Here is a 19,585-nt window from a genome sequence, read left to right as displayed (position 1 = left end):
TCAGCAGTTCAAGCGTTTCGCTGCGTCCAGCTCTTCTGGCCGATCAGACGAGGTCGTAGCGATCCAGGTTCATCACCTTGGTCCAGGCCGCCACGAAGTCACGCACGAAAACCTGTTGCGCGTCACTGCAGGCGTAGACCTCGGCGAGCGCCCGGAGCTGCGAGTTGGAACCGAACACGAGGTCGACGACGGTGGCCGTCCACTTCAGTTCGCCACTGGTCCGATCACGCCCTTCCAGCACACCTTCGGCGCTCGCGGACTTCTGCCACTTGGTTCTCATGTCGAGCAGATTGACGAAGAAGTCATTGCTCAGGGTTTCCGGCCGTTTGGTGAAGACGCCGTGCGCGGACTTGCCGACATTGGCGTTCAGTGCGCGCAAGCCGCCGACCAGCACGGTCAGCTCCGGGCCGGTCAAGGTCATCAGCTGCGCCTTGTCGATCAGCTGCTCGGCGGCCGATCCCGACTGTCCCTTGCGGATGTAGTTGCGGAAGCCATCTGCAGTCGGCTCCAGCACCACGAAGGTGTCGACGTCGGTCTGCTCCTGCGAGGCATCGGTGCGGCCCGGCGAGAACGGCACCTTGATGTCGTGCCCGGCCTTCTTCGCCGCAGCTTCGACGGCAGCAGAGCCGCCGAGCACGATCAGATCCGCCAGCGAGACTTTCTTGCCGCTGGACTGCGCAGCATTGAAGTCCTTCTGGATCACTTCCAGTTTCTGCAGCACCTTGGCCAGTTCAGCCGGCTGGTTGACCTCCCAGTCCTTCTGCGGCGCCAGACGAATGCGCGCGCCATTGGCGCCGCCACGCTTGTCGCTGCCGCGGAACGTCGCTGCCGACGCCCAGGCCGTGGTCACCAGCTCGGAGATTGACAGGCCTGAGGCGAGAATCTTGCCCTTCAGCGCGGCAACATCCTGCTCGTCGACCAGCTTGTGATCGACGGCCGGAACCGGGTCCTGCCAGAGCAGTTCTTCCTTCGGCACCAGCGGGCCGAGATAGCGCGACAGCGGGCCCATGTCGCGATGCGTCAGCTTGTACCAGGCACGGGCGAAGGCATCGGCGAGTTCCTGCGGGTTCGCCATGTAGCGCCGCGAGATTTTCTCGTAGGCCGGATCCATGCGCATCGCCATGTCCGCCGTGGTCATCGTCGGCGCGTGGCGTTTGCTCGGGTCATGGGCATCCGGCACGGTGCTGCTGCCGGCGCCGCCCGCGGGCTTCCATTGGTGGGCACCAGCCGGGCTCTTGGTCAATTCCCACTCATAGCCGAACAGGGTTTCGAAGTAGCTGTTGTCCCAGGTGATCGGCGTGGGCGTCCAGGCACCTTCGATGCCGCTGGTAAACGCATGCACGCCGTGGCCGGAGCCGTGGCGGTTGATCCAGCCCAGGCCCTGTTCCTCGATGGCTGCGCCTTCCGGCTCCGGGCCGATGTTGGCGGCGTCGACGGCGCCGTGCGACTTGCCGAAGGTGTGGCCGCCGGCGGTCAGCGCCACGGTCTCTTCGTCGTTCATCGCCATGCGGGCGAAGGTTTCGCGAATATCGCGAGCCGAGCCCAGCGGGTCCGGCTTGCCGTCCGGGCCTTCCGGGTTGACGTAGATCAGGCCCATCTGCACCGCGCCCAGCGGTTCTGCCAGATCGCGGTCACCGGAGTAGCGGCTGTCCGGCTTGTCGCTGTTCGCGAGCCATTCCTTTTCAGGACCCCAGTAGATGTCTTCGCCCGGCTCCCAGACGTCTTCACGGCCGCCGGCAAAGCCGAAGGTCTTGAAACCCATCGAATCGAGGGCGACGTTGCCGGTGAGCACGATCAGATCGGCCCAGGAGATCGCTCGGCCGTACTTCTGCTTGATCGGCCAGAGCAGACGGCGCGCCTTGTCGAGGTTGCCGTTGTCCGGCCAGCTGTTCAGTGGCGCGAAACGCTGGGTGCCGAAGCCGGCGCCGCCGCGGCCGTCGGCGATGCGGTAGGTGCCGGCGCTGTGCCAGGCCATGCGAATGAAGAACGGGCCGTAGTGGCCGTAGTCCGCCGGCCACCAGTCCTGCGAATCGGTCATCAGGGCATGCAGATCCTTGACCACGGCATCGAGGTCGAGGCGCTTGAACGCCTCGGCGTAGTTGAACGACTCGTCCATCGGGTTGGACTTCGAGGAGTGCTGACTGAGGACCTTCAGGTTGAGCTGATTCGGCCACCAGTCCGCATTGGTTCGGGCTCCCGCTAAAGGTGGCTTCAGAGCGCCGCCCGACATCGGGCATTTCGGTTCGGTTGACATGGTTCTCTCCTGTTGCTGATCTTTAGTTATTGCCGCTTGCGATGGATGACTTGATCGAATTTCGGAATCTTGATTTTGCCCGGGCAAGCCCACGACTTGCACCGCTCAGAGCTCATCCCAGATCTAGGTATTGCGACCGATGAATTCGATGGTTGACTTCACGGATTCGCAATTTTTTGCTGGTTTGCGAATTAGGCCGGCCGCAAAGAACAAAGATCGGCATCCGCTTCTGCATCGACCACCGCATCGAGCATGCTCCGCAGTCTGAAGACTGCCGATAAATTGGTAAAGACAATCGTTTTTATTTTATTGATTCTATAAATCTATGTATCTGTCCACCTGTAAGCCCATTTGAATCGGTTTTCGACAGCATAATCAGGAACAGGCAAATCCGAGCAAATCTGTTAGATTCCGCGCACTTCCACCTCTATCCAAGCGGAATCCCCATGAGCCTGTCACCGCTGCCCGCCGTCATCGCCCCGAGCATTCTGTCGGCTGATTTCGCACGTCTTGGTGACGATACGGCGAAAGTTCTCGCTGCCGGGGCCGACTGGGTCCATTTCGATGTCATGGACAACCATTACGTTCCCAACCTCACCATCGGGCCGATGGTCTGCGAAGCGCTGCGCAAATATGGGGTGAAGGCGCCGATTGATGTGCACCTGATGGTCGAGCCGGTGGACGCACTGGCCGCCTTGTTTGCCAAGGTAGGCGCCAGCTCGGTGACTTTCCATCCGGAAGCGACCAAGCACATCGACCGCAGCCTGCAGGCGATCCGCGATGCCGGCTGCAAGGCCGGCCTGGTGTTCAACCCGGCGACGCCGCTCGATCACCTGCGCTACGTCATGGACAAGGTCGACATCGTGCTGCTGATGTCGGTCAACCCGGGTTTCGGCGGCCAGAGCTTCCTGCCCAGCGCGCTCGACAAGCTCCGCGAAGCGCGCCGCCTGATCGACGCCCATCACGCCGAAACCGGCCACGAAATCCGCCTGGAAATCGATGGCGGCGTGAAGGTCGACAACATCCGTTCGATCGCCGCCGCCGGCGCCGATGCCTTCGTCGCCGGCTCGGCGATTTTCAATACCAGTGACTACGCGGCTACCATTGCCGCCATGCGGGCCGAGATTGCCAAAGCCTGAGGTTGACAGGAGCTGGAACGGGACATGACACGCTGGGTGGACCTAGCAGGCACAGCCGGTTGGCGATGGTGATCCGTCGTCGCCGAACCCGCTGCGCCCGGGGCTGAACGCTCCCTTCCACCGAATACCCGTTTGCCATGTCCGAATACACCCATGTCGCGCTGACGCGCGAGCTGCCCGGCGACCTTGATACGCCGGTTGGCACCTATCTGAAGCTGGGCAATCGCCCGTACACCTATCTGCTGGAATCGATGCACGGCGGCGAGCGCTGGGGCCGCTACTCGTTCATCGGCCTGAGTGCGCGCGAGATCGTTCGCATCAAGGGCCACACGGTCACCGTGACGGTCGACGGCGTTGTCACCCGGACGGTCGAAGCGGCCGATCCGATCGTCTGGCTGCGCGAGCACGCGGCGACCATCCGCGTCGCCCCGAACGACAAGCTGCCGCGTTTCTCCGGCGGCTTTGTTGGCTACTTCGGCTACGAATGCGTGCGCTTGTTCGAGCCGCGCCTGAAGGCCGCCAAGCCCGATCCGCTCGGCACGCCCGACGTACTGCTGATGCGCTCGGACGAGCTGGTGGTGTTCGATGCGCTGCGCGCGACCCTGACCCTCATCGTTCACGCCGATCCGTCATCGCCTGCGGACATGAAGCGTGGCGAAGCGCGGCTCGATGCGATCGAAGCCATGCTCGCCGAACCGACGCCGGCGCTGCCGGCCGCGACGGGTCCGATGCCGGAATTCGTTTCCGGCTTCGGCGAAGACGCATTCAAACAGGCTGTGCTGAAGGTCAAGGACTACATCGCCGCCGGCGACGTCATGCAGGTGGTGCCATCGCAGCGGATGAGCGCGCCGTTCACTGCGCCGCCGGTGACCTTGTACCGCGCGCTGCGCCGTCTGAATCCATCGCCTTACCTGTACTGCCTGAACCTCGACGATCACCACGTCGTCGGCTCGAGCCCGGAAATCCTGGTGCGCGCCGAAGGGGGCGAAGTCACCGTGCGGCCGATTGCCGGCACCCGCGTGCGCGGCAAATCGGTCGAGGAAGATCGCGCGCTGGAAGCCGATCTGCTGGCCGATCCGAAGGAAATCGCCGAGCACCTGATGCTGATCGACCTCGGCCGCAATGATGTCGGCCGGGTTGCCCAGACCGGCTCGGTGAAGCTCACCGAGAAGATGATCGTCGAGCGCTACAGCCACGTGATGCACATTGTCAGCAATGTCACCGGCCAGCTGAAGCCAGGCCTCGATGCGCTCGACGCACTGGCCGCGACCTTCCCGGCCGGCACCTTGAGCGGCGCGCCGAAAGTCCGCGCGATGGAGATCATCGATGAACTCGAACCGGTCGCCCGCGGCATCTACGGCGGCGCGGTTGGCTATCTCGGCTGGGATGGAAACATGGACATGGCCATCGCCATCCGCACCGCGGTGATCAAGGACGGCGTGGTTCACGCGCAGGCTGGTTGCGGCGTCGTCGCCGATTCGGTGCCGCAGTCCGAGTGGGACGAAACGGTGAACAAGTCGCGCGCCGTGATGCGGGCGACGGCCGACGTGCTGGGCGCGAAGCCGTGACCGTCTCCTTTCGCAGCATGCTCGGCTGGGACGGCGAGAACATTATGGGGTCCATGGCCATCGCCATCCGCACCGCGGTGATCAAGGACGGCGTGGTTCACGCGCAGGCCGGCTGCGGCGTCGTTGCCGATTCGATGCCGCAGTCCGAATGGGACGAGACGGTCAACAAGTCGCGCGCCGTGATGCGGGCAACGGCCGACGTGCTGGGCGCGAAGCCGGACCGTTGAAGCCGTGACCGCAACGACCGTTGTCCGCCGCTATCTCGCCGATGACGGCGTGGCGCTCACGGCCGATGTCGGTGGCGATCCAGCGGCGCCGGCAGTGATCCTCAGCCATGGCGGCGGCCAGACCCGGCATTCCTGGGGCACGGCGATGGCGCGGCTGCTGGCTGACGGCTATCAGGTGATCAATGTCGATGCTCGCGGTCACGGCGAAAGTGACTGGTCGCCGATCAGCGACTACCGCATCGAGCGACTCGCCGCCGACCTGCAGACGATTGTCCGGACCTTGCCGTCACCCCCGGCGCTGGTCGGCGCTTCGATGGGCGGCGCGGCGTCGCTGATCGCCGCGGCCGAACTGGGTGCCGCGAGCGCGCTGGTGCTGGTCGATGTCGTGCCGCGGCTGAATCCCGAAGGCGCGGAACGGATCATCGCCTTCATGCGCGCGCGGCCGGATGGCTTCGCGACGCTTGAGGAAGTGGCGGATGCGGTCGCCGCGTATTACCCGCAGCGCCGCCGGCCACGCGATCCCTCAGGCTTGATGAAGAACCTGCGCAAGCGTGCCGACGGTCGCCTGCATTGGCACTGGGATCCTGCTTTCGTGGCCAATGCCCAGGTGGTTTCCGAGCCACCGCGCTTCACCGAACGGCTGTACGAAGCCGCGGCTCGGGTTCGGGTGCCAACCCTGTTGGTGCGCGGCATGGAAAGCGACATCGTCAGCGAGGACAGCATCGCCGAGTTCCGCATCCATCTGCCGGCGCTGGAAGTCTGCGATGTCGCGGCCGCCGGCCACATGGTTGCCGGCGACCGCAATGATGCTTTCAACGACGGCGTCTCCGGCTTTCTTCGCCGGCACCTGCCGTCACCGCAGCCGCGCTAGCCGACCTTCGGCAGGTTCTTCAGCGATTCGTTGATCGCATCAACCGGGTAGTCGTAATCCTCGAGCTGGCCGGACAAATACCGGTCGTACGACGCCATGTCGAAATGGCCGTGGCCGGTGAGGCAGAACAGGATCACCTTCGGCTCGCCGGTCACCTTGCAGCGCAGCGCTTCGTCGATCGCCGCACGGATGCCGTGACAGGACTCGGGTGCCGGAATGATGCCTTCGGCCTGCGCGAACTGGACGCCTGCCGCAAAGGTCGCGACCTGCGGCACGGCGATCGCTTCGATCTGCCGCTCGAACAGCAGCTGCGACACCAGCGGTGAATCGCCGTGGTAACGGAGGCCGCCAGCGTGGATGCCCGGCGGCATGAAGTCATGGCCGAGCGTGTACATCTTCATGATCGGGGTGTAGCCCGAGGCGTCGCCGTAATCGTAGGCGTAGGCGCCCTTGGTCAGCGTCGGGCAGGAGCTTGGCTCGACTGCCACACAGCGCAGGTTCTGCGCGCGCTTTTCGCCAGCCATCTTGTCGGCAAGGAACGGGAAAGCGATGCCGGCGAAACTCGAACCGCCGCCGCAGGGGCCGAAGATGATGTCCGGATAGAGGCCGATCTTGGCGAACTGCTTCTTCGCTTCCAGGCCGATCACGGTCTGGTGCATTGCCACGTGGTTCAGCACCGAGCCCAGCGTGTAGCAGACGCCAGGGTTGGCCGCCGCTTCCTCCACCGCTTCGGAAATCGCCAGGCCCAGCGAGCCCATCGAGTTAGGATCGGCCGCCAGTGCATTGCGGCCGGCCTGGGTGCGATCGGTCGGGCTGGCGAACACTTCCGCGCCCCAGGTCTGCATCATCGAGCGGCGGAAAGGCTTCTGCTGGAAGCTGACCTTGACCATGTAGACGCGCACCGGCAGCCCGAACATCTGGCCGGCGTAGGCGATCGACGAGCCCCATTGGCCGGCACCGGTTTCGGTGGTCAGCCGCTTGGTGCCCGCCAGCTTGTTGAAGTAGGCCTGCGGCACCGCCGAATTCGGCTTGTGCGAACCGGCCGGCGAGACGCCTTCGTACTTGTAGAAAATCTTCGCCGGCGTGCCCAGCGCCTGTTCCAGCCGAAGCGCGCGGATCAGCGGCGACGGCCGCCATTGCGCGTAGATCTGCCGCACTTCCTCGGGAATCTCGATCCAGCGTTGCGCCGACATTTCCTGCTCGAGGATCGGCCCCGGAAAGATCGCGCCCATCGCTTCCGGTGTCACCGGCTTGCCGTCCGGCCCCAGTGGCGGCGCCGGCGGATTGCTCATGTCGGCGACCACGTTGTACCAGTGCTTCGGGATCTCGTCGGCTTCCAGATGGATGTGAAGCGGCGTCATTTCTCGGGCTCTCCTCGTTGTTGTGACGACGGTGGGAACGCTACCCGATCATCTGCATCGCTCCAAGTCGGGCCACGCCTCGGCCAAGAAAAAGGGCGCGACCGTCGAACGGTCGCGCCCTGGGCGCCAGCCTGCGTGGGCAGACTTCAGCTCATCGCAAAACCTTCGTAGTCCTTGGCCGCCACTTCATCGCACTTGCCGCGATAGGTGCCGACGCCACCGCAGTACGACAGCAGGCGACGCGGCTTGCCTTCGACGTTCGAGCCCATGTACCAGCTATCGGTCTTGACGATCAGGGTCGCGTTCGCGGTTTCGTCGTGGTGCTGCACCCAGGCGTCCTCGAAGGCCTTGGTCGCTTCGATCTCGGTCACGCCCTTGTCGCGCAGGCGGATCATGCAGTCGCTGATCCAGTCGACCTGCTGCTGCAGGCAGGTGGTCATGTTGCAGAGCGCGGCACTCGGCGCCAGCGGCACGCCGGTGGTGAACAGGTTCGGATAGCCGTGCACGCCCACGCCCATCGCGGTGCGGATGTCACGGCCCCAGTCCTCCTTCAGCGAACGGCCGCCACGGCCACGCACGTCGATGCGGCTCAGGGCGCCCGAGCCGGCGTCGAAACCGGTGGCCAGCACCAGGATGTCGACCTCGTGCACGGTGCCGTCCTTCATCTGCACGCCGTTCGGCAAGACGCGTTCGATGGCCGATTCACGGCAGTCGACGATCTCCACGTTCGGCCGCAGGTAGGCTTCAAGGTATTTGCTTTCCAGCGGCACGCGGTGGGTGCCGAAGCCGTAGTCGGAAGGCTTGGGAATCAGCTTTTCGCAGAGATAGGGATCGTTGTTCAGACGCTCGCGCATCTTTTCGCGCACGAACTCGGAGATGTCGGCGCTGGCCGCTTCATCGGTGAACACTTCCGGGAACGCCGACAGCCACAGCGCCAGCGAGCCATCCTTCCAGTAATGCTCGTAGATCGCGCGGCGCTCGGCCGGCGTCTTGTCATGCCAGGAGCCATTGGCGAAGTCGTATTCGAAGCCCGAGAACGTCGACTGCACGCGCTTCTTGAGATCCTCGAAGCCTTCGACCTTCTTGTTCCAGTCGGCTTCCGAGTACTTCGGATTGTTCATCGGGATGATGTACTGCGGCGTGCGCACGAAGGCTTTCAGCTTGCCGACCTTCGGGGCGATCGTCTGGATCACCTGGATGCCGGTGGCGCCGGTGCCGACCACGCCGACGGTCTTGCCGGTCCAGTCGATCTCGTCCTTCGGCCAGCGCGCCGTGTAGAAGATGCGGCCCTTGAACGTGTCCTGGCCCGGAAAGCGGTTCTCGAGCGGGGCCGACAGCATGCCGGCGCAGCTGATGAAGAAGCGTGCGGTGACGGTCTCGCCCTTGTCGGTCGAGATCGTCCACAGCTTGTTCGCTTCGTCGTAGTGCGCGACGGTGACGCGGGTCGAGAACGTGTAGTGCTTGCGCAGGTCGTGCAGGTCGGCGACGTGGTTCAGCCACTTCTCGGTTTCCGGCTGCGCCGGGAAGCGCTCGGTCGGCTTCCACTGCGCGTACATGTCCTTGGAGAACCAGTACTGGTAGATCTCGGCCTCGGAATCGAAGCGGGCGCCGGGGTAGCGGTTCCAGTACCAGGTGCCGCCGACGTTCGATCCGGCCTCGAAGGCCTTCACCGTGAAGCCGGCCTCGTTCAGCCGGTAGGTCTGGTACAGGCCGGCGACGCCTGCGCCGATCACTACTGCGTCGTACTGCGGGGTGCCGGTCTGAGCCGGCGCGTTCTGGGTAGCGGTTGCCATCTGTTCTCTCCGTTATCGCACTGGGTCCGTCGCAGCCTTCCGGGGCATGCGGTCGGTAATGGATTTCGAGCGCGGGAAGGTCACGGAGCGTGTTCTTCCAGCGTCTGGTGCCGGAATCATGACCGTTTGAGAGGGCGCTGACAGCTACCCGCTCGTGTGGGACGTGCGATCAAGGGGAATGGCCAAAACGAACCCTGGCCGGCATTCGGCAGGCCCACGCAAAAGCCCCCTCAGCCAGGGCTGAGGGGGCTTTTGCGTCTACGGGAAAGCGTGGGTCGGAACCCGCACTCAGGCCGCAGCTGTGACTTTTTCGTCTTCGAGCAGCTGGCGCATCTTCGGAATCGCGAGGTTGAGCAGTTCGCCCATCGCCTGGATCTGCGGGCCCATGATCGGGCATTCGAAATCGAAGATCGGGCTGAACAGGTCGATGCGCGACTCGTTGATCCACTTCACCACCGACGGCTCGGTCAGCCAGATCAGCATGTTTTCGCTGTCCTGGATTGCACAGCGCAGGTAATCGTTCGCGGCGTGGGGCAGCGGCACCGGGCGGCAGAGGTCGTTCTTGCGCGCTTCGTCGGTCAGGTTGGCTTCGACATTGCCGATATAGCCGGCGCTGTAGACCTGCTGGCACATGCGCACCGTCTGCAGGGTGATCCGGTTGCCGTCGAACACCTTCTTCTCCGGACGATTCTTCAGGCCATCGGCGGCGCAGTCGATGTACAGCGTCTTGGGCGCGGTCTTGTAGACGCCCTTCTTCAGGCGCATCTCGCCCGGTGCCACGGCATCGACATGGCCCATGCGCACGATGTTCGGGATGCTGCGCAGCTGCTCCAGTTCCAGCTTGGTGACCGTCGCGCAGCGCCAGTTGGTCGGCTTCACCTTGGGATCGAACTGGAACAGTTGATCGCAGGCGACTACCCGCTGGAAGAAATCGTCGACCGAATCCGCGGCCAGTGCGGCCTTCAGCACTTCGACTCTTCCCGCCGTGATGATGTCGGTGAACTTGCGACCCGGGTTGACGGTGAAGCGGTCGAACAGCCAGGCGTCGTTCGGCATCACCCAGGTGATGTCCGCCGGTGCCACGCCCATTTCGAGCAGGAACAGGCAGGTATCGATGCCGGTCTTGCCGGAGCCGACGACGGCGAACTTGCTGTACTCCGGCGCCAGCTTCGGCACGCTGTTCGGCGGCACGCAGACGGCACCGCCTTCCACCTTGAACTTCGGCGGACGCTGCGAAGGCACGGTGACGTTGATGTAGGTCGCGTCGACGACCTTCCTGGCGCGGATCTCATAGCTGTTGCCGTTGACCCGCGAGACCACCGAGCCGTCGTCGCGGTAGTCGCACATCGGCAGGTACTTGACCCGGCCGGACGGCAGGAAGCGCTGGCGCATCACCTGGTCGAAATAGGCGACCACCTCGCTGCCGCTGGCCAGTTCGTAGCAGCCCTTGTTCCAGCCCACCTGGTCGACGGTGCCGTTGCCCAGCGGCGTCGAGTTGACGCCGTAGCAAGTGGAGGTCTGATGCAGGCGCACGAAGGGATAGGCGTCGTTCCAGTGACCACCGGGACGATGATTGCGATCGACGATCGTCACCGTTGCCGAGGTCTGGGTGATGATCTCGTCGACAAATGCCATCCCCATGCCGCCGGCGCCGATGACCAGGTAGTCGGTATCAATGGTTTGCGTCATCGCTGTTTCTCGCGGTCAGGAAGGGAGTGCAGCCGAGTATCCAAATCGCCGCGCCCGGCGCCTGAGGGACCGTGCAAATCGCTTTGCCGCCCGTGCATTCCGTCCGTCGCGAGACCGGCACCGCCTCGATCCCGGGGCCAACCCTCCCCCGACCAAGGATTTGACCCAAGGCGCGACAGCCGGGCGACACTCTGCGTCCCCGAACCAACACCCCCACTCCCCGAGGACCCGATTCCATGAGCCCAGCCAAAGTGATCGTCGCCGGCGTCGGCATGATTCCCTTCCTGAAGCCGAGTGCCGCCGAGCCATACACCGTCATGGGCCCGCGGGCGATCCGCCTGGCGCTGACCGATGCCGGCGTCGGCTACGAGCAGGTGCAGCAGGTCTACGCCGGCTATGTGTACGGCGATTCCACCTGCGGCCAGCGCGTGGTCTATGAGGTCGGCATGACCGGCGTGCCGGTGATCAACGTCAACAACAACTGCTCGACCGGCTCCACCGCGCTGTACCTCGCACGCCAGGCGATCGCCAGCGGCATGGCCGACTGCGTGCTCGCCGTCGGCTTCGAGCAGATGGCGCCGGGCGCGCTCGCCGCCGTGTTCAATGACCGGCCACCGCCGATGGGCAAGTGGATGGAGCAGTCGCACGCGCTGCAGCCGGCAGCACCGACCACGCCGATGGCACCGCACCTGTTTGGCGGCGCGGGCCTCGAATATCAGCAGAAGTACGGCGCGACCAATGCCACTTTCGCCAAGATCGCCGAGAAGGCGCGCCGCCACGCCGAGCACAACGACAAGGCGATCTTCCGCGAGCAGATGACGGCCGAGCAGATCCTCGCCACGCCGACCATCTACGGCGTGCTGACCCGCGCCCAGTGCTGCCCGCCGACTTGCGGCGCAGCGGCGGCGATCCTGGTCTCCGAAGCGTTCGCCAAGAAGCACGGCATCCGCTCCAACATCGCGATCTTCGGCCAGGCGATGACCACCGACAGGCCGTCGACGTTCGAAGCAGGCTCGATGATCGAAGCCGTCGGCTTCGGCATGTCGAAAGCGGCGGCCGATCAGGTCTACGCGCAGGCCGGCGTCGGCCCTTCCGACATCGACGTCTGCGAGCTGCATGACTGCTTCACCGCCAATGAACTGGTGACCTATGAAGCGCTGGGTTTCGCACCGATCGGTGGTGCGGAGAAGTTCATCAATGACGGCGACAACACCTACGGCGGCGCGGTGGTGACCAATCCTTCCGGCGGCCTGCTCGCCAAGGGCCATCCACTGGGCGCCACCGGGCTGGCGCAGTGCACGGAACTGGTCGAGCAGCTGCGCGGCGTCTGCGGCCCGCGCCAGGTCGACGGCGCGCGGCTGGCGCTGCAGCACAACATCGGCATCGGCGGCGCCTGCGTCGTGACCTTGTACGGAACGGTCTGAGCGCTATCGACCCGGCGTCGTTCGTACCGCGACGACGCCGGATGTCGCTACTCGATCCAGCCCGTGATGGGGCACGGTGCGGACGGGATCGAGCGGCGGTGACACAACGGTGACAATGTCACCGGCGATGGTGATCAAGTGGTGACGGGCGGTGCGTAGTCTGGTTTTCATCGGAGGGGCGGACCTCTCCGAAAACAGACCCTTCTAACGCACTACCGGAGATTCACCATGAAAACCCTCAAGACCCTCGCCGCCGTCCTCGCCCTCTCCGTCGCCGCTGTCGCTCCGGCGCACGCCGGGCTGACGCCGAACGGCTTCTCGCTCAACGGCATGGCCATGAACGGCATCACTTTCAACGGCCTCGCGATGAACGGCATCTCGATCAATGGAATGGCGCTCAACGGTCTCATGCTGAACGGCATCTCGTTCAACGGCACCTCGTTCAACGGCACCGAAGCCACCGGCCTGAAGCCTGGCGCGATCGTCGCGGTGACCCTGCCGGAAGGCGTGGCCGCCCGGTAATCGCCCCGGACTTGCCCATGGCGCCGCACCGCGATCCGGTCCGGCGCCAATTTTTTCCCGCAGGCTGGGTTGGCTGCGTGGCCTGAAGGAAAAAGGAATCCATCCGATGTCAGCCTTGAGCCGATCCGCCCTACGAGCCATCGCCTTCTGTGCCGCGCTTGGCGGTGGAATCCTGATGATGGATCAGTGGTTCGGAACACCGGTCGATACCGGCGAATTGATCTTGCTGGCCATCGTGATGACGGCGGACCTGGTGATCGTCGGCTGGGAAAAATCGTCGATCGGCCGGCTGCTGAAGCCTGGCAACAGATCCACTGGCACCGACTTGTTCTATGGCGCGCTCATCTACAGCGGCGTGTTTTCACTGTTCGTCACCGGCTTCAGCTTCGGCATGGATCATCTGATCAACGCGGCGACGCAGGCCTTGCAATGGCAGCGCCCGCAGATTGATTTACCGGTCTTGATCGCTGTCCCGCTGATGTTCGTCGTCAATTCACTGGCCGGCTACGGCGCGCACCGGCTGCTGCACACCCGCTGGCTGTGGCCGCTGCATGCGGTGCACCATGCGCCGCGCGAGATGACGCTGCTCAATGCCGAGCGCGTGCATCCGCTGGAAGTCATCGTGCGCCTGGTGTTCGCCCCGCTGCCGGGCCTGCTGCTGGGCTTGGATCCGCTGTCGGCAGTCGTGTTGTGGAAGTTCACGGCCGTGCTGGTGTATTGGCAGCATTCAAACGTGCCCAACCCCTTTCCGTGGATCGAGCGCTGGCTGATCGCCGGGCCGATCAACCACCGCATCCATCACGCCCGAAACAAGCACCTGCACGACCGCAATCTCTCGAACTGCCCTTTGATCGATCGCCTGTTCGGCACCTATGCCTGGACGGACGAGGCCGTGGAGCTGGGCATCGAGGATCGGCAACTTGGCAACGGCAATCCGGTACTCGAGATGATCGCCATCCAGCGGCGCTGGTTCATGAGCCTGCTGCCGCGCGGGCGCAACAGCGGCCCGAGTGCTGCGCTGGCGAAGCCCTCAAGTGCCGCCGATGCCTTCTCCATTTCTCGACAGACGCCATGACGATCAGCCCTCTGCCCGCCTTCATTTCCTTGATTCTGATGGCCGCCTGCGCCAACGCTGCCGAAACCGTCACCGCGCCGGACCTGAGCACCGAGCACACCGCCTTCGTCCTCAAGCTGGCCGACGGCCGCGTGCTCCGAGGCGTGCAGATGCAGGGCGCGATGGTGCACATGGGGATCGAAGGCGGCCAGATCGCCTCGATCAAGCTGGCCTCGATCATCCCGGACCCGAAAGACCCCGACATCCTGCGCCACGAGTTCCAGGTGCAGGACGCGCAAGGCACATGGAAACCCGCCTGCCAGCCCAACTTCTACGGTGAGACCTGGGGCTTTCCCGTTGCACTGCCCGAAGGTCATCCCGGCCGCGAAGGCGCAATCACGCTCACTTGCTCATCGGGCGCGGTCGGCAAGTGCGTGCGTTTCGGCTACAAGCCCTGGGCGAAGGGTCCGCATGGCGAGGACCTGACGCCGTATCACGCGGCCTGCGTGCACATGGTCCGTGCGGACTATGCAGGTGACGGCACTGCGCATACCAAGAACGGCACCGACATCGACGTCTACGATCGCATCGGCATCCAGCAATCCGAATCCGGCAACGACTCGAAGTTCGGCTTCGAGGCCGGCTGGGCACCGGCCGGCGCGGTGTGCGTGGCGCATACGCGCTGGAGCGATCTGATCACCACAGCGCAGCTTTTCGAGCGCTATCCCCGGCTGGCGCGGAAGGGGTGCGACGAAGCGATAGCGGCGGCCGCCGGAGCGCTACTGTTCAACGGGTCGAAAAGATGATGCGGCTCTGGGGCGGGCCATGTCCGCCGCGCAGTCGAGCGCGGTCTTCTCGGCGGCCACCGCCCTGTGATTGCTTGAAGGAGCGACAAACATGAGCACCACCTCCGAGACCAGCGACAGCCAGGCGCTGCGCCGCCTGCGCGAGATCACCGACCGGGTGCCGGGCATCGTCTTCGAGCTGCGGCGCGAGACCGACGGCCGCATCAGCTTGCCCTTCGTCAGCGGCGGTTCGCTGGAGATGAGCGGGGTGCCATCGGCGGAGGCGGAGGCCAATCCGAACGCGCTGTTCAGCCTGATCCACCCGGACGACCTGCACATCGTCCTCGGCGCGATGAACTCGACCAGCGACCGGCCGACGAGCCTGGACTATCGCGCCTTCCATCGCGACGGCCGCACGCGCTGGGTCCACAGTCTGGCGACGCGGCGGGTAGAGCCCGACGGCGCAGTGATCGTCACCGGCTGCTGGCAGGAGTACACCCGCGAGAAGGAGTTGCAGGATCGGCTGGCCCAGGCCACCGAAGCGGCCGAGGCGGCGAGCCGTGCCAAGAGCGATTTCCTGGCGACGATGAGCCACGAAATCCGTACGCCGATGAACGCGGTGCTGAGCTTCGCCTACCTCGGTCTGCAGGCCGATCCGCCGCCGAAGTTGCGCGAGCACTTCGCGCGTATCGAGAGTTCGGCGCGCACCTTGCTGAGCCTGATCGACGACATCCTGGATCTGTCCAAGGTGGAGGCCGGCAAGCTGCACCTGGAGCACACGCCGTTTGCGCTGTCGCAGGTGCTGGACAACCTGCACAGCGTGGTTGGCCTGCGTGCGCAGGAAAAGGGCTTGCACTTTGCCGTCGAGGTGGACGAGGACGTGCCCGGCACGCTGGTCGGCGATCCGCTGCGGCTGGGGCAGGTGCTGCTGAATCTGGGCGGCAATGCGGTGAAGTTCACGCGTGAGGGCGAGGTGGTGGTGCGAGTGGGGATGGCCAGGGCCGAACCAGAGCATTCCGCGGACCAGACGATGCTGGAATTCTCCGTCCGCGATAGCGGCATCGGTCTGACACAGGAGCAGATCGGCAAGCTGTTCCAGGCTTTCGTGCAAGCGGATTCTTCCACCACGCGCGAGTTCGGCGGTACCGGCCTTGGGCTGTCGATCTGCAAGCGGCTGGTGGAGTTGATGGGCGGAACCATCGGCGTCCATAGCGAGCCGGGGCAGGGCAGCACCTTCCACTTCTCGGCGCGTTTCGATACGCCCGAAGCAGTCAGCGCCAAGCCGGGCGCGGCAGCGGAAGCGACAGTGCTGGCGGGACTGTCGGTGCTGGTGACCGACGACCACGACATCAACCGCCAGGTGGTCAGCGAACTGTTCGGATCGGTGGACGTGCAGGTGACGCTCGCGGCTTCGGGCGCGGAGGCCATCGAAGCGGCGGCGGCGCAGCGCTTCGACGCGATCTTCATGGACTTGCGCATGCCCGGCATGGACGGCATCGAGGCGACGCGTCGCATCCGCGCGCAGGAGGCGGCGCTCGATCCCGCGTTGGCGCGACGCACGCCGATCATCGCGCTGACCGCCAACGTCATGGCGCCGGATCGCGAGCGCTGCCTGGCGGCCGGCATGGATGCCTTCGTCGGCAAGCCGATCGCGGTGTCGGAGCTTTTCGGGGCACTGGCGCGCTGCACGAATCGCCGGGTCGCGACGCCTGCGGTGAGCGCGACACTGCCGGAACCGCCGCTGGCGCCGGAAGCCGCGTTCGCCGCCGCGAGAACGCGCTTCGGCCACAAGCCGGAGTTGTACGAGGCGCTGGCACGCCGCTATATCGAGGGCGAGGATTTGTCCGAACGCCTGCGCGCAGAACTGGCCGCGCAGCGTTTCGACGCAGCCCTGCTCAGTGCGCACACGCTCAAGGGCTTCGCTGCACAGGTGGGTGCGATGCAAGTGTCGCGGCTGGCGGCGCAGATCGAACGCTCGCTGGAAACCGGGCTGCCGACGGTTGCCGCGATCGACGCTCTGGTGGCGGCGGTGGCCGACTCGCGGCTCGCTTTGATGGCGCATGCCGAAGCCGGCGCGGACGCAGTGCCTGTTGTCAGCGCCTCTGCAGCGTCACTGCGTGCGGAACTGCTGCGCCGGCTTGGTGATGACGATGACGCGGCCTACGAGACTTTCGAGGCGCTGCGCGCCGCGCTCGGTGCGGCGGCGGGCGCGGACCTCGCGACTATCGGCCGGCACATCGCCAATCTGGAGTACGTGCAGGCGCTGGCCTTGTTGGCGTTGCTGGATATCGGGTCCGATTGAATCGATCTACCGACGCAGGCAAGCCGTTATATTGCGCCGACCCTTTTGCCGGTTCGCTCCATGCCCGCTCGTATCGCGCTGATCGACGACGACGCTGCCCTGCGCGAGGCCGTCCGCGCCTATCTGATCGATGCCGGCTTCGAGGTCGAAGCCTGTGACGGCGTGCCGGCCTTCCGCGCCGCAGTGGCTCAGCGCATGCCCGATGTGGTGATCTCCGATCTGCGCATGCCGGGCGAGGATGGCCTGGCGCTGCTCAGCTGGCTGCGCGGCTTCGCATCGACACCGGTGATCATGCTGACCAGCGTCGATGGCACCACCGACCGCATCGTCGGCCTGGAACTGGGTGCCGATGATTACCTTGCGAAACCCTGCGACATGCGCGAGCTGCTGGCGCGCGTGCGCACGCAACTCAGACGCTTGAAGAACGTGTCGGCGCAGGCGGTTTCTCCGTCGTCGCCAGCCCCCGTACAGCAAGCGCCGAAGCACACCTGGTTCGGGCGCTGGAGGCTGGACCGACAGCGTCGGCGCCTGATCGATGCCGATGGGCGGGAATGCCCGATCACCGGTGCGGACTACGCCCTGCTCGCGGTGTTCGCCGACCATCCGCTGGTGGTGCTGTCGCGCGACAAGCTGATCGAACTGGCCGGCATCGACGCAGACGAAGTCTTCGACCGCGCCATCGACATGCGCATCACGCGCCTGCGCAAGAAGATCGAGCCGGTGCCCGGCGATCCCACGGTGATCAAGACGGTACGCGGGCATGGCGGCGGCTATGAGTACGTGCCTGTTGGCGAGCCGCAGTACGGGCGCTAGGGTCTGTTAACACTCACTTTGATCGCTGCGGCGGAGGTCGTTTTCCCGCAGTGCAACTTGAGAGGAGCGGCCAATGGCCGACCCATTGGCGCGACGAGCAAGCAGCAATGCGGAAAAACGATCCCGCCCCTTCGGGTTGCGGCCAAAAAGTCGCCGGGACTTCGTTGCGAACCTTGACCACAGGTGGGCTGTGGCCTGCGGTTCGCGCCTCGCCCGGCGGCTTTTTGACCTGCAACGCAGCGACCAAAGTGAGTGTTAACAGACCCTGTCCAAACCCGGTTCCGCGCGGTTTATGCCGCGCAGCGGCCAGTATCGGGATGATCCGCGCCCCGGTTTCACCACGGTAGCGACAAAGGGATTTTGTCGCCCCCTTCACAGAACCGCTCTTTTTCCCATTCGCGGCGCCTTCCGAAGCCGCTCTATGAGCAATCGATCACATCCGCGGATCGAGGCCGCCCTTAGCTTTCGTCCACCCCGACTTGGGGCCCTTCAAGGCAAATGGGAGAGACGACATGCTGAACAAACTCAACAAGATTGCGGTCACCGCAACGGTGATCTTCGGTTCGATGCTGACCACTGCGGCACACGCGGACACGGTCTACACCGTGACCAGCGACGCCGGCATCGTGGCGCCGCTGGTCACTGCTGAAAGCTCTGGCAAGGGTTCCGCCGAGACTGGCGGCATCGCCAGCTTCCGCGGCGTGGATGTCGGCCGCCGCGATGCCGGAGCCGAGTTTTCGGCGCGCACCTACAGCACCAAGGAAATCGCCGAGTTCGCGGCCAAGTACAAGACCATGATCCCGGCTTATGCGCGTGACCAGGTGCAGCCCGAATCGGTGATCGGCGCCGATCGCCGCTTCCGCAAGTACACGACCACGTACCCCGAACGTGCGATTGGCCAGCTGACCTTCTCGCAGGCTGGCAGCAACTACATCTGCACCGCCTGGCTGATCGGCAAGGACACCATCGCCACTGCCGGCCATTGCGTGCACCAGGGCAATGGTGGCGTGTTCAGCACCAACGGCAAGTTCTATCCAGGCCGCAACGGCGCCTCGGACCCGTACGGCAGCTGCACGGTTCGCCAGTGGCGCACCAATTCCACCTGGATCAGCAACGGCTCCGACGAGTACGACTACGGCTCCGCGAAGCTGAATTGCACGATCGGCAATACCACTGGCTGGTTCGGCTGGTTCTGGACGACTGCGTCGCTGGTCGGCCTGCCAGTCGAAGTGTCGGGCTATCCGGGCGATACGGCGGCGGGCACGCACTACGCGTCGGTCAGCGACATCACCGTGTCCGAAACGCGCAAGACCCGCTATCCGCAGGACACGGCCGGTGGCCAGAGCGGCTCGCCGGTGTTCGAGCGTGACCGCGCGGCGGGAGCCTGCACCGGCGCCTGCGCCAACTCCATCCATGCCTATGGCGCGAATGGTGGCAACAACAGCGGTACCCGCATCACCCAGACGGTGTCCAACTTCTTCACGTCGTCGGTAAGCGCTCCGTAATCGCTGGGCCGGCCGGGTGTCGCGGCTCGACACCCGGCTGACGCCAGGATTCGTGATTCACCAGACGGGCCGGCGTCCATGTCAGGAGCCGGCCCGTTCTGGTTTTCAGCGGCCGCGCGCCGCGCTCGGTAAACTGCGCAACCTCATCACCCGATCATCCTCTGGCCATGTCTCGCTGGCGTCGCTCATCCTGAAGTCTTGCCCGTTCCGCTTCGGCTCGCTCCGAAGGCGTGAACCGCTCCGATGCACCCGACGACGACCGCTTACCGCCAGCCCGC

The 19,585-nt window shown here is 64.9% G+C and carries 14 protein-coding genes and 1 pseudogene; 11 read left to right on the top strand and 4 right to left on the bottom strand.

What is annotated here, in order from left to right; translation table 11 throughout:
- Positions 1-43: 43 nt before the first annotated feature.
- Complete coding sequence (katG, locus tag G513_RS0100150) at positions 44-2,254, bottom strand: catalase/peroxidase HPI (protein ID WP_028474950.1); 2,211 nt, start codon at positions 2,252-2,254, stop codon at positions 44-46.
- Positions 2,255-2,700: 446 nt separating this feature from the next.
- On the opposite strand from katG, the gene rpe reads away from it, so the two are divergent.
- The 4 genes and pseudogenes from rpe to G513_RS20540 all read left to right on the top strand — a co-directional run bounded on the left by rpe (position 2,701) and on the right by G513_RS20540 (position 6,059).
- Positions 2,701-3,393, top strand: coding sequence for a ribulose-phosphate 3-epimerase (rpe, locus tag G513_RS0100145; RefSeq protein WP_022974802.1), 693 nt, complete (start codon positions 2,701-2,703; stop codon positions 3,391-3,393).
- A gap of 137 nt (positions 3,394-3,530) precedes the next feature.
- The gene (gene trpE / locus G513_RS0100140) at positions 3,531-4,961 is read left to right on the top strand and encodes an anthranilate synthase component I (protein ID WP_022974801.1); all 1,431 of its coding nucleotides are present in this window, start codon (positions 3,531-3,533) and stop codon (positions 4,959-4,961) included.
- 20 nt (positions 4,962-4,981) lie between these two features.
- Positions 4,982-5,188 (top strand): annotated as a pseudogene (locus tag G513_RS25250) (chorismate-binding protein); the annotation flags it as partial.
- Positions 5,189-5,192: 4 nt separating this feature from the next.
- Positions 5,193-6,059 carry an alpha/beta fold hydrolase gene (locus G513_RS20540; protein ID WP_022974799.1) on the top strand — a complete coding sequence of 289 codons (867 nt, stop codon included), beginning with the start codon at positions 5,193-5,195 and terminating at the stop codon, positions 6,057-6,059.
- Here G513_RS20540 and G513_RS0100125 read toward each other — a convergent pair.
- The 3 genes from G513_RS0100125 to G513_RS20535 all read right to left on the bottom strand — a co-directional run bounded on the left by G513_RS0100125 (position 6,056) and on the right by G513_RS20535 (position 10,902).
- Positions 6,056-7,420 (bottom strand): TrpB-like pyridoxal phosphate-dependent enzyme, encoded by a 1,365-nt coding sequence (locus G513_RS0100125; protein WP_022974798.1) that lies wholly within the window; start codon positions 7,418-7,420, stop codon positions 6,056-6,058. The two genes, G513_RS20540 and G513_RS0100125, sit on opposite strands and share 4 nt — an antisense overlap.
- A 146-nt stretch (positions 7,421-7,566) precedes the next feature.
- Positions 7,567-9,213 carry a flavin-containing monooxygenase gene (locus G513_RS0100120; RefSeq protein ID WP_022974797.1) on the bottom strand — a complete coding sequence of 549 codons (1,647 nt, stop codon included), beginning with the start codon at positions 9,211-9,213 and terminating at the stop codon, positions 7,567-7,569.
- 288 nt (positions 9,214-9,501) lie between these two features.
- Entirely contained in the window at positions 9,502-10,902 is a 1,401-nt protein-coding gene (locus G513_RS20535; RefSeq protein WP_022974796.1) for an NAD(P)/FAD-dependent oxidoreductase, read from the bottom strand.
- A 236-nt stretch (positions 10,903-11,138) separates the two neighbouring features.
- Between G513_RS20535 and G513_RS0100110 the strand changes: the two genes are divergently transcribed.
- From G513_RS0100110 to G513_RS20510, 7 genes are all read left to right on the top strand, one after another.
- Positions 11,139-12,326, top strand: coding sequence for a lipid-transfer protein (locus G513_RS0100110; RefSeq protein ID WP_022974795.1), 1,188 nt, complete (start codon positions 11,139-11,141; stop codon positions 12,324-12,326).
- 228 nt (positions 12,327-12,554) lie between these two features.
- Positions 12,555-12,848, top strand: coding sequence for a hypothetical protein (locus G513_RS20530; protein ID WP_022974794.1), 294 nt, complete (start codon positions 12,555-12,557; stop codon positions 12,846-12,848).
- Between the two features lie 115 nt (positions 12,849-12,963).
- Complete coding sequence (locus G513_RS24500) at positions 12,964-13,923, top strand: sterol desaturase family protein (RefSeq protein WP_169560465.1); 960 nt, start codon at positions 12,964-12,966, stop codon at positions 13,921-13,923.
- On the top strand, positions 13,920-14,708 hold the full coding sequence (locus tag G513_RS24495) for an ADYC domain-containing protein (RefSeq protein WP_022974792.1): 789 nt from the start codon (positions 13,920-13,922) through the stop codon (positions 14,706-14,708). The genes G513_RS24500 and G513_RS24495 overlap by 4 nt, the downstream gene beginning before the upstream one ends.
- Positions 14,709-14,799: 91 nt before the next feature.
- Positions 14,800-16,989, top strand: a complete 2,190-nt coding sequence (locus tag G513_RS20515) for a PAS domain-containing hybrid sensor histidine kinase/response regulator (protein ID WP_022974791.1) — start codon at positions 14,800-14,802, stop codon at positions 16,987-16,989.
- Positions 16,990-17,049: 60 nt separating this feature from the next.
- Positions 17,050-17,802 (top strand): response regulator transcription factor, encoded by a 753-nt coding sequence (locus G513_RS0100085; RefSeq protein WP_022974790.1) that lies wholly within the window; start codon positions 17,050-17,052, stop codon positions 17,800-17,802.
- 512 nt (positions 17,803-18,314) lie between these two features.
- Positions 18,315-19,307: a trypsin-like serine peptidase gene (locus tag G513_RS20510; protein WP_022974789.1), complete on the top strand. Its 993-nt coding sequence runs from the start codon at positions 18,315-18,317 to the stop codon at positions 19,305-19,307.
- The last annotated feature ends 278 nt before the right edge of the window (positions 19,308-19,585 follow it).

The organism is Nevskia ramosa DSM 11499, from assembly GCF_000420645.1.
In the GTDB taxonomy this organism is placed as follows: Bacteria; Pseudomonadota; Gammaproteobacteria; order Nevskiales; family Nevskiaceae; genus Nevskia; species Nevskia ramosa.
This window is presented reverse-complemented; position numbering and strand designations above follow the sequence as displayed.

Coding starts and splice junctions, on each gene's coding strand:
- katG (WP_028474950.1), bottom strand. CDS start 2,254: ATGTCAACCGAACCGAAATGCCCGATGTCGGGCGGCGCTCTGAAGCCA.
- rpe (WP_022974802.1), top strand. CDS start 2,701: ATGAGCCTGTCACCGCTGCCCGCCGTCATCGCCCCGAGCATTCTGTCG.
- trpE (WP_022974801.1), top strand. CDS start 3,531: ATGTCCGAATACACCCATGTCGCGCTGACGCGCGAGCTGCCCGGCGAC.
- G513_RS0100125 (WP_022974798.1), bottom strand. CDS start 7,420: ATGACGCCGCTTCACATCCATCTGGAAGCCGACGAGATCCCGAAGCAC.
- G513_RS0100120 (WP_022974797.1), bottom strand. CDS start 9,213: ATGGCAACCGCTACCCAGAACGCGCCGGCTCAGACCGGCACCCCGCAG.
- G513_RS20535 (WP_022974796.1), bottom strand. CDS start 10,902: ATGACGCAAACCATTGATACCGACTACCTGGTCATCGGCGCCGGCGGC.
- G513_RS0100110 (WP_022974795.1), top strand. CDS start 11,139: ATGAGCCCAGCCAAAGTGATCGTCGCCGGCGTCGGCATGATTCCCTTC.
- G513_RS20530 (WP_022974794.1), top strand. CDS start 12,555: ATGAAAACCCTCAAGACCCTCGCCGCCGTCCTCGCCCTCTCCGTCGCC.
- G513_RS24495 (WP_022974792.1), top strand. CDS start 13,920: ATGACGATCAGCCCTCTGCCCGCCTTCATTTCCTTGATTCTGATGGCC.
- G513_RS20515 (WP_022974791.1), top strand. CDS start 14,800: ATGAGCACCACCTCCGAGACCAGCGACAGCCAGGCGCTGCGCCGCCTG.
- G513_RS0100085 (WP_022974790.1), top strand. CDS start 17,050: ATGCCCGCTCGTATCGCGCTGATCGACGACGACGCTGCCCTGCGCGAG.
- G513_RS20510 (WP_022974789.1), top strand. CDS start 18,315: ATGCTGAACAAACTCAACAAGATTGCGGTCACCGCAACGGTGATCTTC.